This is a genomic window from Fulverythrobacter fulvus (assembly GCF_037154085.1).
GTDB classification, from domain to species: Bacteria; Pseudomonadota; Alphaproteobacteria; order Sphingomonadales; family Sphingomonadaceae; genus Andeanibacterium; species Andeanibacterium fulvum.
Genome location: NZ_JBANRM010000008.1, coordinates 48,005 through 60,738 on the forward strand (window position 1 = coordinate 48,005; position 12,734 = coordinate 60,738).

12 protein-coding genes are annotated in these 12,734 nt (G+C 61.9%); 7 read left to right on the forward strand and 5 right to left on the reverse strand.

The features are described from left to right. Positions 1–21: 21 nt before the first annotated feature. Together catC and WFP36_RS16455 are read right to left on the reverse strand one after the other, a co-directional pair. The gene (gene catC, locus WFP36_RS16450; protein ID WP_336982119.1) at positions 22–303 is read right to left on the reverse strand and encodes a muconolactone Delta-isomerase; all 282 of its coding nucleotides are present in this window, start codon (positions 301–303) and stop codon (positions 22–24) included. Continuing rightward, positions 303–1,466, reverse strand: a complete 1,164-nt coding sequence (locus WFP36_RS16455; protein ID WP_336982120.1) for a muconate/chloromuconate family cycloisomerase — start codon at positions 1,464–1,466, stop codon at positions 303–305. The genes catC and WFP36_RS16455 overlap by 1 nt, the downstream gene beginning before the upstream one ends. A 101-nt stretch (positions 1,467–1,567) precedes the next feature. Between WFP36_RS16455 and WFP36_RS16460 the strand changes: the two genes are divergently transcribed. Further along, positions 1,568–2,473, forward strand: coding sequence for a LysR family transcriptional regulator (locus tag WFP36_RS16460; RefSeq protein ID WP_336982122.1), 906 nt, complete (start codon positions 1,568–1,570; stop codon positions 2,471–2,473). Here WFP36_RS16460 and WFP36_RS16465 read toward each other — a convergent pair. The 3 genes from WFP36_RS16465 to WFP36_RS16475 are packed head-to-tail and all read right to left on the reverse strand — an operon-like array spanning position 2,470 to position 5,272. After that, entirely contained in the window at positions 2,470–3,696 is a 1,227-nt protein-coding gene (locus WFP36_RS16465) for an NAD(P)/FAD-dependent oxidoreductase (protein WP_336982124.1), read from the reverse strand. The two genes, WFP36_RS16460 and WFP36_RS16465, sit on opposite strands and share 4 nt — an antisense overlap. Positions 3,697–3,728: 32 nt before the next feature. Beyond that, positions 3,729–4,919 carry an aromatic ring-hydroxylating oxygenase subunit alpha gene (locus WFP36_RS16470; RefSeq protein ID WP_336982126.1) on the reverse strand — a complete coding sequence of 397 codons (1,191 nt, stop codon included), beginning with the start codon at positions 4,917–4,919 and terminating at the stop codon, positions 3,729–3,731. A 14-nt stretch (positions 4,920–4,933) separates the two neighbouring features. Beyond that, entirely contained in the window at positions 4,934–5,272 is a 339-nt protein-coding gene (locus WFP36_RS16475; RefSeq protein WP_336982127.1) for a hypothetical protein, read from the reverse strand. A gap of 279 nt (positions 5,273–5,551) precedes the next feature. On the opposite strand from WFP36_RS16475, the gene WFP36_RS16480 reads away from it, so the two are divergent. The 6 genes from WFP36_RS16480 to WFP36_RS16505 all read left to right on the forward strand — a co-directional run bounded on the left by WFP36_RS16480 (position 5,552) and on the right by WFP36_RS16505 (position 12,388). Beyond that, positions 5,552–6,274, forward strand: coding sequence for an aspartate/glutamate racemase family protein (locus WFP36_RS16480; RefSeq protein WP_336982129.1), 723 nt, complete (start codon positions 5,552–5,554; stop codon positions 6,272–6,274). Between the two features lie 138 nt (positions 6,275–6,412). Then, positions 6,413–7,330 (forward strand): AraC family transcriptional regulator, encoded by a 918-nt coding sequence (locus WFP36_RS16485; RefSeq protein ID WP_336982130.1) that lies wholly within the window; start codon positions 6,413–6,415, stop codon positions 7,328–7,330. Positions 7,331–7,731: 401 nt separating this feature from the next. After that, on the forward strand, positions 7,732–10,167 hold the full coding sequence (locus tag WFP36_RS16490; RefSeq protein ID WP_336982132.1) for a TonB-dependent receptor: 2,436 nt from the start codon (positions 7,732–7,734) through the stop codon (positions 10,165–10,167). Between the two features lie 22 nt (positions 10,168–10,189). Beyond that, positions 10,190–10,711: a nuclear transport factor 2 family protein gene (locus WFP36_RS16495; protein WP_336982133.1), complete on the forward strand. Its 522-nt coding sequence runs from the start codon at positions 10,190–10,192 to the stop codon at positions 10,709–10,711. 40 nt (positions 10,712–10,751) lie between these two features. Next, entirely contained in the window at positions 10,752–12,005 is a 1,254-nt protein-coding gene (locus WFP36_RS16500; protein WP_336982135.1) for an aromatic ring-hydroxylating oxygenase subunit alpha, read from the forward strand. Positions 12,006–12,016: 11 nt separating this feature from the next. Continuing rightward, the gene (locus WFP36_RS16505; protein WP_336982136.1) at positions 12,017–12,388 is read left to right on the forward strand and encodes a hypothetical protein; all 372 of its coding nucleotides are present in this window, start codon (positions 12,017–12,019) and stop codon (positions 12,386–12,388) included. Positions 12,389–12,734: the final 346 nt, after the last annotated feature.

A 12,734-nucleotide genomic window follows, 5' to 3' on the forward strand; every position in this document is an offset into this window, starting at 1 on the left:
TCCTCCATTATTAAAGACAGACTATTCGGCGATGGCGGAAGGATGGCGGCACAGCGCGGTCACTTCCGTGGTCATGAAGGGGAAGAGCGGCAGGCTCATCATGATGTCGTGCAGTTCGCCCGCATCGGCGACATCGAAGATGCTGATATTCGCGTATTGTCCGGCGATCCGCCACAGATGGCGCCAGGTGCCGGCACGTTGCAGCTCTTCGGCCCGCGCCTTTTCAGTGGCCTTCAGTTCCTCGAAGGTGGCCTTGTCGAAATCGAGCGGGACGTGAACGTCCATGCGCACCATGAACAGCATCAGGCGGTCTCCATCTGTGAGAAGCTGGCGGGAAGCTCTCCGCTTCCTTCGCGAAGGAAATGGCGGACCTTGTCCAGATCGAGCGTGACACCCAGGCCGGGCCCGTCCGGCAGGATCAGCGAGAAGTCGCGATAGTCGATCGGCGTGGTGAGAATGGTCTCGGTCTGCAGCAGCGGGCCGAACAGTTCGGTGCCCCATTCCAGCCGGTCGAAGGTGGCAAAGAGCTGGGCAGAGGCCATCGTCCCGATGCTGCCTTCCAGCATGGTGCCCCCATAGACGCCGATATGGCCGGCAGCCGCGATGGCGGCGATACGGCCGGCGGCGAAGAGGCCCCCGGCCTGAGCAGGCTTCACGGAAAAGACGTGGGCGCCGCCCCCGCAGGCGATGTCGAGCGCGTCGCCCGGCCCGTGCAGAACTTCGTCGGCCATCACTGCGACCGGTGAATTGCGCGTCAGGCGGCGCAGCCCTTCGCGATTGCCGAGGGGCAGGGGCTGTTCGATCAGGTCGATCCCGGCATCGGCCAGCATCCTCGCCCCGCGTGAGGCGGTGTGCTCGTCCCAGGCCTGGTTGACGTCCACCCGCACCGAGGCGGCATCGCCCAGCGCGTGCTTGATCGCGGCGGCATGGGCTACATCTTCTGCCAGGGAACGCTTGCCGATCTTGAGCTTGAAGACATTGTGGCGCCGGGCGGAGATCATCTCTTCGGCTTCTGCGATGTCGCGGGCTGTGTTGCCGCTCGCCAGCGTCCACAGCACGGGCAACCTGTCGCGCACACGGCTGCCTAGCAGCTCCGAAAGCGGAAGGCCGGCGCGCTGCGCCATGGCGTCCAGCAGCGCGGTTTCCAGCGCGTTCTTGGCAAAGTGATTGCCCACCACATGCTGCCGCACCCGCGCCATGGCGGCGTTCGCCCTCAGCGCATCCTGCCCGAGCAGCAATGGCGTGCAGTAGAGATCGATCGCGAGCTTCATCCCTTCCGGGCTTTCCTCGCCATAGCTCAGCCCGCCAATGGTGGTCCCTTCACCGACCCCGACGATCCCGTCGGAGCAGGTGACGAAAACCAGCATCATCACTTGCCGGTTGATCGATGCCATCGACAGGACGTGCGGCCGGATTGTTGGGATATCGACAATGCAGGTATCGATATTTTTTATGGTCGCAGACACGGATTCCCCATTTTTCTGGTTGAAAGCGAGGAATTCCTATGGTTCCCTGACGAATAAGCCCAAGACTGTCTTGGTCCCATAAAATACCTTTGGGGTATCATATGGACATCCGCCAACTTCGCTATTTCGTTACGGTCGCCAATGAACGGAACTTCACCAAGGCGGCCGAGAAGCTCAACATTGCCCAACCGCCGCTGAGCCGGCAGGTCCGCCAACTGGAAGAGGAGGTGGGGACCGAACTGTTCGATCGCGACGTCCGGCCGGTCAGGCTGACCGAGGCAGGCCGCCTGTTCTACGAACATGCCGTGCAGGTTCTTTCCGGCATGGAGCAGCTGCAATGGATGATGCGCAAGATCGGCGGTGTCGAGCATCGCCGCTTCGTGATCGGCTTCGTTGGATCGACGCTTTACGGCCTGCTGCCGGAAGTGATCCGGCGCTTCCGCGATGGTCTGGTCAATGTCGACGTGTCGCTGCTCGAATGCTCGACCGTGGCGCAGATCACGGCTCTCAAGGAAGGGCGCATCGATGTGGGCTTCGGCCGCTTGCGGGTCGAAGACCCGGCGATCCGCAGGCTTGTCCTGGCAGAGGAGAAGCTGGTCGCCGTGGTTCCGGTCGATCACGCCCTTGCCCTGGCGGGCAGGCCGGTCAGGCTGTCGGAGATCGCGGCGGAGCAATTGATCGTCTATCCACGCCCGGCGCGCCCCAGCTATGCCGACCATGTGCTCGGCACGTTCCACGATCTTGGACTGCAGCCGCATTCCGTGATGGAAGTGCATGAATTGCAGACCGCGATTGGCTTGGTTGCCGCGAATGCGGGGCTGTGCCTTGTGCCTGAATCGGTCCAGCGCCTGCGCCGGGACGATGTGACTTACCTGCCGATCTCGGACACGGCGGCGCAGTCTCCGATCATGATGATCCACCGTCTTGGCGACGTGTCCCCCGAACTGGAGAGGCTCATCGCGATCAGCTGCGAGCTGCATAAGGGCAGGGGCGAGACTCACAGCTAGGCCAGCGCCTTCAACGGCAGGCTGGCATCGGCCAGTTTCGCGGGATCGGGGCGGGCCCCTTCGGCAATCAGCTTGCGTGCGGCCATGAAGTCGCGTGCCGAATTGATCGCATCGATCGCGATGACCTTGCCGTCGCGAAGATAGATCGCTGAAAACGGCCCCTGATCGGTATCGCCGCGAATCTGGATGTCGTCAGCATCCTTGCTCAGCCCCGCCGTCTGCAGCCGCAGGTCGTATTGGTCGGACCAGAAGGTCGGGATGCTGTGGTAGGGCGCGGGACTGCCCATGATCGTATCGGCGGCTCCGGCTGCCGAATCCTGGGCGTGCTGCACCGATTCAAGCCGCCACAACCCGCCAGCGAAAGGATTGGGATGGCGTGCGCAATCGCCGATTGCGAGAATGTTCGGCGCGGATGTGCGGAAGCATTCGTCCACCAGCACGCCGCCGTCGCAATCCAGCCCGGCTGTTTCGGCAAGCGCGGTTTCGGCGTCGATCCCGATCCCGACGATGGCCATGTCGGCCGCAATCCGGCTGCCGTCTTCCAGAACGACGGCAGCAATCCGGCCATCGCCCTCACAGGCGGCTACGCCATGGCCGAACCGGAACTGCACACCGTGGCGGCGGTGCTGGCGCTCGAAGAAGTCCGAAACCAGCGGAGAGGTGGCGCGGGAAAGCAGGCGAGGCAGGGCCTCGATGACGGTCACGTCTTTGCCCAGATGCCGCGCGACCGCCGCGAATTCCAGCCCGATGAATCCTGCACCGATGACGGCCAGTGCCTGTGCGCTATCGAGTTCCGTGCGGATCGCGTCGACATCGGCCAGCGTGCGCAGTGTGTGGATACCGGTAAGGTCTGCCCCTGGGCAGTTCAGTCGCCTTGCGCGCCCTCCGGTTGCCAGAACGCACCAGTCGAAACCGATCGAGCGGCCATCGTCGAGTTGAATCCGGCTGGCGGCCTTGTCCAGGCTCACGACGGCATGGCCAAGCTCGAGGTCGATCCCCGCGTCCTGCCAATAACCCTCCGGCCGCAGGGCCAGACGATCCCGCCCGGTCTTTTCCAGCAGATAGTCCTTGGAGAGGGGAGGGCGCTGATAGGGGAACGCGCTTTCCGCGCCGATCATCAGGATCGAGCCGCCAAAGCCCTTCCTGCGCAGGGCTACGGCAAGCTCCGCACCGGCATGGCCGGCTCCGATAATCACCACATCGGCGTGGGCTGTCTGGTTCATGTGGCTGTCCGGTGCGCTGGCCATGGGGATCGTCAGGCGAGGCCCCGCACACACAGGTCCACTCCGTTGCCGAGATGGCGGGCGAGCAGTTCCTCGTCTTGGAAGTGGATTGCGTCCTTCGCGCCGGATTTCAGCTGGGCGCAGATCAGTTCATGCGTGAAGCAGTCCTCCATCATCGGATCGCGCAGCCCGACCTTGGAATATTCGCGGGCGAACAATTCGCCGGCCGTGCGGACCGGCGGGTAATAGCCCTTGATCTCCCACACGCTGCGGTCGACCGCGACGGGCCAGATGTTGAAAGTGAAATAGAGGCCGTTCAGCAGGCCCACGAAGAAGTTAGGGAAGATGTGCCAGAAGTCGAATGAGCCGCGGAAACGGTAGCCTTCGCCTTCGTTCTCTGTCTTCGAACCGAAGGCCTGCACTGTCCCGGTGCCGAACTGGCTGGCCAGCATGGCAGTGGGCGGGGGCGTGAAGCTGTCCGGCGGGGGCGAGCCCAGCACGCCGTGCAGCCCGTGAAGTTCGATGGCCGCATGGCGATATTGCTGGCCTTCCACCTTCACGGCGCGGGCGAGAGTCTTCTCGTGCAGATAGGGCAGGTGCCAGCCCTCAAGCTGGGCTTCCTGCAGCGTCTTCCAGTTGACCTGCTCGTCGATGCGATAGGAAAAGGCCGGGGTGAAGCCGCTGAAATCGAAGCGGCCGATCTCTTCCGAAACGGGCGCCAGAAATTCCGCCAGGGTCTCTTCAGGCTCCGCCGCCATGTTGATGAAGATGAAGCTTTCCCAGACATCGCAATGGATGGGCGTCAGGCCATTCTTTTCGGCGTCCACGCTAGGGAAGTTTTCTGCATCGGTGACCTTCACCAGCTTTCCGGCGGTGTCGTAGACCCAGCCGTGGAAACGGCAGGCCATATAGCCACGGCAGGAGCCCTGCTTGTCCCAGGCCAGCGGGGCGCCGCGGTGGGAACACATATTGTGGAAGGCACGGAACTTTCCGTCCTTGCCATGCATGATGAGCACCGAGGTCCTCAGGATCGCAAGATCCACCACGAAATAGTCACCCGGCTTCGGTGCCTGGAGAATGTTGCCCACATTCAGCCATTTGCGGAAGAAAACGGCATTGCGTTCCTTCTCGAAATATTCGGGCGAGGTGTAGCGCTCCACCGGGATCGGGCCACGCCCTTCCTCGGGATACTGGTCCATGAAGCGGCAGGGTTTGGTGGACATGGCTTGTCTCCCGCTCAGGCCAGCGGCCAGGCGTCGTGGGTTGGGACGAAACGTTGGATCGGGAAGACGTATTTGGGCTGCGGCTCGCCATACATCTCGATCGTGGCGGAGCACTCGGCGAGGGCGAGGCACATATCGAGCAGGGTGCGGTCCGGTCCGGCGATATCCTTCAGCTCGAACTGGCTCAGATATTTGAGCGCGGCCGGACCACGCGCGATCATCGTGTCGTAGAACGAGCGGCTCTCCTCGAGCGACGCCGACCAGCGCTTGGCATTGCGGTCCAGCTCGGTCTGCTGTGCCCAGTCAATGAACGGTAGCAGGTCTTCGAAACCTTGGGGCAGGCTTGCACTCACGAGGATTCTCTCCGTTTCGATTACCCGGAGAGGCTGCTCCTGTGGCGCCCGCACTGACTATCCTTTCCGTGCAGGATCTGGCCGCTAAGCGCGGAATATGCGCGCAGCGTCAATAATACTCAAAAGGTATGATTTTCTGGCCAATAGGTATTGGACAAGCGTCCGCGCAGTCGACAGCCTGCGTCAGCATTTCCGGGAGAGAGCTATCTGTTTTTGATTACGGTGCCGTGACTGCCGCACAATACTTTCCAAGGGAATTGTATGACGCAACGTATCAAAATGATCATACCAGTACCGGTTCCGGCCGAGGCGCTGGAGGCATTCGCCAGCCAGATACCGCCTGGCCTGTTGCGTCCTGATATTTCTGTCGAATTTGCCTGTGCCGCACGCGGTGGCAGGGCGCTGGACTCGCTCTATGAAGGGGCGATTGCAGACGCCTATTGCCTTGAAGCAGGCGCGAGGGCGGAGGAGGAGGGCTTCTCCGCCGTCTGCATCAATTCGATGAGCGATTCCGGTGTGACGGCACTGCGGTCACGCCTTTCTATTCCCGTGGTAGGCACGGCTCAGCCAACCTATCACCTGGCTTGCCAGCTAGGCCGGAAGTTCTCGATTCTGAGCATGTGGGACCGCTGGCGCTGGCTTTACGACAAGGCGCTGCACGAGCAGGGGCTTGGCAACAGGCTGGCCTCGATCCGCACGATCGGAGTGCGTCCCGATACGGCGGAACTGCTGGCAGGCAAGGAGGACAGCGTGTTCCCCTTGCTGCTGGATGCCGCACAGCGCGCCGTGGAAGAGGATGGGGCAGATGTCCTCATCCTTGGCTCGACAACCATGCATCAATCGCATGCCTTCCTTGAAGACCGGCTTTCCGTGCCGGTCCTCAATCCGGGCTTGGTAGGTTTCAAGACATGCGAGATGATGCTCGATCTGCGGCTGACGCACAGCAAGCGGAGTTATGAGGCACCGGAACGCGTCGCGGACGGAATATTCTCGTTCGCGTGACAGGGAAGGGCCCTTGGTACGGGGAAGCGAGTCATGATGATCCAGGCAGAAACACGCAGGTTTTGGGACGGCACTGATCTGCCGTTGCCCAGCATGTCCCGCCTTCACACGCGGGATATCGATGTTGTGCACCACCACATGAGCAGGATGTTCTGTCCGCACGACCTGTTCATCGAAGGCGGCAATCCGCCCATCGATTTCCGCCACCATCATGCTTCGCTAGAATCCACCAGCTTCAATGCGACGGATTACGGCAATCCCTATGGGCGGGTCGTCGTCAATATTCCGCCGATGGAGGACCTGTTCCTCGTGCAATTCTCGCTGAGCGGTGTTGCTGAAATCAGCCAGGGGCAGAACAGCTTTGCCCTGCGGCCCGGGGAAATGTGCGTGCTCGATCCGGACGTTCGGGTCCGGCAGACCTTTGGCGAGGGCTACAAGCATTTCACCGTCAAGCTGTCCAAGGAAGGACTGGAAGGGGCGCTCAAGCAGGAGCTGGGCTTTCGCCCGGGCAATCTGCATTTCCATCCTCATCCGCTTCCCCTCAAAGGGGCGGCAGCCAGCTTCGTGCAGCTGATCCGCGCGATTTGCGACGATCTGGATTGCGGTTCCTCTGCCTTCACTCGCGGGCGCGCGGCGGGTTCTCTTGAGAGGACGCTGCAGCGCCTGCTGCTGACGGCCGTGCCGCATAATCACAGCGATCTGTTCAATGCGCCGCTCTCGTCCCCAGCACCCTATTACGTGAGGCGGGTGGAAGAGTTCATCCATCAGAACATCACCGATCCGATCACGCTTGATGAGATGATTGCCGTCTCGGGCGTGTCGGCTCGTTCGCTTCATGCAGGGTTCCGCCGGTTCCGGGACACGACCCCGATGAAATACCTCAAGTTGCGCCGGCTTTCGCTGGCCCGCGAGCAGCTGGAGCATGCGGCGGATTACGGCCTCTCGGTCACCGAAGTGGCACTTCAGTGCGGGTTCACTCACCTTTCCAAATTCGCGCGCGATTATCAGGAATGGTTTGGCGAACGCCCGTCGGAGACACTCAAGCGAATCCATTGATCTGGCCTTCCGAGCCGGCCGTTGCGGGCTCCTGATCTGCTGCTCCTCGCGTCCGGCGGATGCGGGACGTTCGCCCATTTGTGCGGCATGGACCGCGTGTTCGGCTCATTCATTGAATATACCTGCCCGGTGCAGATCTCGCGCCTGCTTACAGGCCGCGAGCGGCAGTAATGTTGCAGTCTGGGGAAGACCTGCAGCGCTTCCATTCCATGGCAGTTTTGTGTCGCTTGCAGCGGTCAGAGGCTAGCGGCCAGGGCCGATACGGAAGATGCAGGAACGGTTACTTGGCCGTGGTTCGACAGACCATCATGCAGGCAGAACTGCAGACAATATCCTGGGCGGCCGGGGCGCAATGAGGGCGTGATGCTTGGAAACACAAGCTCGGGCAACAGGAGAATATGATGAGAAATCGGGGAGTTCAGTTCGTAGATTTCGCGGTCGGCCGCCAGGCGGCTACTGCCCGTCCGGTAGGGCGGCTTGCGCAATGGGGCTTTTGCCTTGGCGCATCGCTGACAGCTTTGACCGTGCCTGTCGCGCCTGCCTATGCGCAGGAAGCTGCTGCCGCAGCTGCCGAGCAGGGCGGCGGCGGTGTGGAAGAGATCACCGTTACCGCGCGCCGCCGCGAAGAATCGCTGCAGGATACGCCGATCGCCATCTCTGCCGTGACCTCAGCCGGTCTCGAGGCGAGGGGGATCGATAATGTAACCCAGATCGGCGACTTCACGCCCAACGTGAAGTTCAACAGTTCGGTGCCGGTTTCGGCCAGTAACGCCACTGCGGCCATCTTCATCCGCGGTATCGGCCAGAACGATTACCAGCTGTCCGCCGATCCGGGCGTCGGGCTCTATCTGGACGGCGTCTATATCTCGCGCGGGGTGGGCAATGTGCTCGACGTGCTCGATGTGGAGCGCATCGAAGTGCTGCGCGGGCCGCAAGGCACGCTCTTCGGCCGCAACACTATCGGCGGCGCCGTCAGTGTCGTTACCAAGAAGCCGGACGATCAGTTTGCGGGCTCACTCGAACTGACCACGGGCAGCTTCGGTCGCTTCCAGGCTAAGGGCTCGCTCAATCTCCCGCTGGCCGATGGCATCTATTCCAGCGTTGCTGGTTTCATCCATCAGCGCGATGGATATGTGAAGGGCATGGTGGAAGGTGCGCCGAACCTCGGCGATACGGACCAGCTTGGCGGGCGCTTCGCCCTTAGGCTGGAGCCTTCGAGCGATTTCACTATCGACCTGTCGATCGACGGTTCGCGCACGCGGGAGAATTCCGCTCCGAACGTCGCGCTCAAGATCGACGAGACCGCACCGGCTCCCTCTGTCTGGAACGCGCTATACTCAGGTGCTGCGGCGATCTGCACGGATACGACCAACGCGGCCCGTCTGACCAACCAGAACTGCTTCAACAGCCAGTGGGCTATGGGCCCCTATCGCCATGGCGGCACCTTCACGTCGATTTCCGACGTTTTCACCAACGGCAATCCGGACAAGTATCAGTCGGCGTCTAACGTCGATATCTGGGGCGCATCGGCCACGATGGAATGGCAGGCCTCCGATGCGATCTCGATTAAGTCGATCACCGCATATCGCGAAGTGACCGGCTTCTGGACCCGCGACTCCGACCACAGCCCGGCAACCATCGTCGAGACCAACAGCTCCTGGAAGCAGGACCAGTTCTCGCAGGAATTGCAGCTGCTGGGTGAATTCGCCGATGGGCGAATCAACTGGGTTCTGGGCGGCTATTATTCCAGCGAAAGCGGCAATCACCGGGATCTGGTGAACATCGTCGATGCCGTGTTCATGAGCGGCGCGGCGCTGGAGGGTGAGAGCCTGGCCTTCTTCGGGCAGGCGACCTGGGAAATCGTGCCCGACCTGAACCTCACGGGCGGCCTGCGCTGGACCGAGGACAAGAAGAGCTTCAGCAACGAGAACCAGTATGTCGTCGAAGCCGGCTTCCTTACCGGCGCGCCCTATAATCCTGATGGGTCGGGCCTTGCGGACGGCGATCCGCTGATGGGGCCGCTGGGCCAGACGGCCAAGATCGCGGACCGGGCGTGGACGCCGATGGTCAGCCTTTCCTATCGCTTCAGCCCGGAACTGCTGACCTATGTTTCCTTCTCGCAGGGCTTCAAGGGCGGTGGCTTCACTCAGCGCGTCTTCCCGCCTTTCTCGTTCATCCCCTCCTTTGAGCCGGAAACCAGCAAGACCTACGAAATCGGCTTCAAGTCCGACCTGTTCGATCGCCGTCTGCGCCTGAACGGCGCGGTGTTCCAGAACGATTACGACGATCTGCAGATCACCGTGAACGATCCGACCCTGGGCTTTGCGCCGATCATCCAGAACGCCGCCAAGGCGCGGATCAGGGGCGTCGAACTGGAACTGACGGCTCAGCCGGTCTACGGCCTGCAGATCGAAGCGGGCATGGGCTATCTCGATGCCGAATATCGCGAAGTCGATATTCGCGCGCTGAATGCCGGCGTCACGACCGATACCAAGCTGCAGAACGCACCCGAATGGACCCTCAGCGCCGGTATTTCCTACAAGATCGAGGCGCAGGGGCTGGGCAGCTTCACACCGCGTGTCGACTGGTCTTACCGTTCCACGGTCTACAATGACGCCGTGAACACGCCGGAACTGGTGCAGGACGGTTATCACCTGCTCAACGCCTCGCTGACCTATCGGGACGAAAGCGAGAAGTGGAGCGTGGCCCTTGGCGTGAAGAACCTGACGGACGAGGTCTATCTCGGCTCGGGTTACGCTGACTCCTTCGGCGGGGTCATCGAGGGTGTCTATGGCCGCCCGCGCGAATGGTATCTGAGCGCCAAATACGCGTTCTGACCAATGGCGGGGCGCTTGCCGCATGGCGGGCGCCCCGTCCCCCAGCGAGAGACTGGTCGCCATGCCTGAAAGCACACTCGAGAGCCGCATCCTCCGGCTGGAAGCACTGCGCTCGATTGACGATCTTATCGCCGATCTCGGGCGGGCCTTCGATGCCGGCCCCAGCGCCGAAGCCCTGCGGCCCCTGTTCACTGACGATGCGGAATTCCTCATCGACCAGTACGGTCATCTCAGGGGCGGCGATGCGATTGCGGATGGCGTTGCGGGAAATGCCGATGCCGGTTTCCGCTGGACCCTGCATTATCTGGTTTCACCGCGTGTCGAACTCGCGGCGGACATGCAGTCGGGCGAAGTGGACTTCTATCTCTGGGAAGCAGCTACCGCGTCCAGCGGCAAGGCGTATTGGATTGGCGGACGCTATCTGGCAACGGCCGCACTGGCCGAAGGTCGCTGGCGCTTTGCCCGGCTCGAACTGCAGGCCGATCTCATTTCCCATTATCCGGGCGGCTGGAACGCCAAGCCCCCAACGCTTGCCGATGCGTGATCGGGCGGGCGGCCGAATAGAATGATCAGGAGAGTCTCACATGAGCAATGCCGCTAGTGCCAGCCTGAAGCCGGGCGCCGAAAAGTTCAGCCATCTTGGACGTTCGGTGGCGGATATTCGCCGGGAACTGGGCGTGGACCCGATTTCCGTCGACGCGATCCGCAATCCGGAAATCTATGAGCTGGAACGCGAGAAGATCTTCAAGCGCACCTGGCTGAAAGTGGCGACCGATTGGGAAATCCCCAACAAGGGCGACTACAAGGTCAAGGAACTGCCAGTTCTGGATACCTCCGTGCTCATCGTGCGAGGGAAGGATGGCAAGGTTCGCGCGTTCCACAATGTCTGCACTCACCGGGGCAACAAGGTGGTGCCGACCAGCGAATTCGAAACCTTCGGCCATTCCCGTGCCAATGTCGTGACCTGCCGGTTCCATGGCTGGGTCTTCGGCACGGACGGCCCCCTGCGCTCCGTACCGCTGGAAGACCGTTTCGGCACACTCGATAAGGCCTGCCTTGGTCTGCGGGAAATCCCCTGCGACATCTGGCAGGGCTTCATCTTTATCAATCTGGCAAATCCGCCGGAGCAGACGCTGGAAGAATTCCTGGGCGATTTCGGCAGGCTTTTCGCCGGCTATCCCTATGCCGAGGCGACTACCGCCTTCCGCTATCACACGGTGCTGGAATGCAACTGGAAGGTTGCGCTCTATGCCTTCTCGGAAGGCTATCACGTGCCGACGATCCATGCCGGATCCCTGCCCGGCTTCAGGGGCATCGAGCATAGCGATTTCAAGCTTATCGGCCCGCATGCTTCTTCGGCCATTTACGGCCTGGGAATGGAGGCTGCCGCTTCGACCGCGGCTTTTGCCGGATATCTCCACGCCGATGGCGAACATGGGCCGCGGCCGGACCTCGTGCCGCCAGGCATCAATCCCACGGGCCGGGCGGATTTCCAGTTCGAGCTGCCTAACATCTTTCCCAACCTGCTCATCCACCTCGCGTCGGGCTGCGGCTATCCGGGCATGGCCTATTTCACCCACCAGTTCTGGCCGCTCGATCATGGCCGAACGCTCTGGGAAGGGATCAACTATTTCCGTCCGGCGCGGAACGCGGCCGAGCGCGTGGCGCAGATCCACGTCAATGCACTGCACCGCAATGCGTGGCTCGAGGATACCGCGACCATGGAAGACACGTTCACCGGTATCCGTTCGGGTGCGATCGACGACATGCAGCTGATGGATCAGGAATTCCTGATCCGCCACGCCGCACGCACGCTGGACAGCTATCTGCAGGCCTGAGGAGAACGCCAATGACGAGCACGCCACTTCTTCCCGACGCCTTCGCCGATCTGGCTGGCATGGCCGCCCAATGGGCCCGTCCCACCGAGAACGAGCGCAATGCGATCCGCTGGTCCGCTTCGGCGGAGGAGTTCGCCGCCTTCTATGACGCCGTCATGCCCAGGCTGGATTTGATACTGGCCGAGCTTGCAAGCACCCCGCTCGATGGCCTCGATGTGCCGCACGCCAATCTCTTCTGCCTCGCATCGGCCTTTGCCGAAGCTGCGCCGCATCACGAACTCTATGGCGGCAGCGCAAAGGTACCCCACAGCTTTGCGGCGGATCGCTTCGTGCCGGATCATGGTTCCTTGCCGTCGGACGCTGTGCAGATGCGCCCGGCCTGACGGAGAGGAGAGCTTATCGGGAAGGGGGCGTCGGGACAGGCGGCGCCTGAAGGGAAGGGCAAGGGGGCGATTCCCTTCAGACTTCCATTCGTTTCCCGCTGGAATCGGTGCGGCGGCGCTTCCCGATATATGCTGTTCCCCTGTCTCGCATCGCTCGAAGAGTTTGATTTCAGGTCAAAAAGCACGGTTTTGTGCGGGGTTCAGGGCCGCCCTGCAGTTTATTCTCGCAATGGCAGCAAATAGGGCTTGCTCGAATCATATCGCCCCCTTAGAGGGCTGCTCACCGGACGGGGCGCCAACGAGAGGCGGTGCTTGGGACGGTCGCCAACATAGACGGACAGCAGTT

Excerpts from the sequence above, each read along its gene's own strand:
- catC (WP_336982119.1), bottom strand. The coding sequence starts at position 303 with ATGCTGTTCATGGTGCGCATGGACGTTCACGTCCCGCTCGATTTCGAC.
- WFP36_RS16460 (WP_336982122.1), top strand. The coding sequence starts at position 1,568 with ATGGACATCCGCCAACTTCGCTATTTCGTTACGGTCGCCAATGAACGG.
- WFP36_RS16465 (WP_336982124.1), bottom strand. The coding sequence starts at position 3,696 with ATGAACCAGACAGCCCACGCCGATGTGGTGATTATCGGAGCCGGCCAT.
- WFP36_RS16470 (WP_336982126.1), bottom strand. The coding sequence starts at position 4,919 with ATGTCCACCAAACCCTGCCGCTTCATGGACCAGTATCCCGAGGAAGGG.
- WFP36_RS16480 (WP_336982129.1), top strand. The coding sequence starts at position 5,552 with ATGATCATACCAGTACCGGTTCCGGCCGAGGCGCTGGAGGCATTCGCC.
- WFP36_RS16485 (WP_336982130.1), top strand. The coding sequence starts at position 6,413 with ATGAGCAGGATGTTCTGTCCGCACGACCTGTTCATCGAAGGCGGCAAT.
- WFP36_RS16490 (WP_336982132.1), top strand. The coding sequence starts at position 7,732 with ATGAGAAATCGGGGAGTTCAGTTCGTAGATTTCGCGGTCGGCCGCCAG.
- WFP36_RS16495 (WP_336982133.1), top strand. The coding sequence starts at position 10,190 with ATGGCGGGCGCCCCGTCCCCCAGCGAGAGACTGGTCGCCATGCCTGAA.
- WFP36_RS16500 (WP_336982135.1), top strand. The coding sequence starts at position 10,752 with ATGAGCAATGCCGCTAGTGCCAGCCTGAAGCCGGGCGCCGAAAAGTTC.
- WFP36_RS16505 (WP_336982136.1), top strand. The coding sequence starts at position 12,017 with ATGACGAGCACGCCACTTCTTCCCGACGCCTTCGCCGATCTGGCTGGC.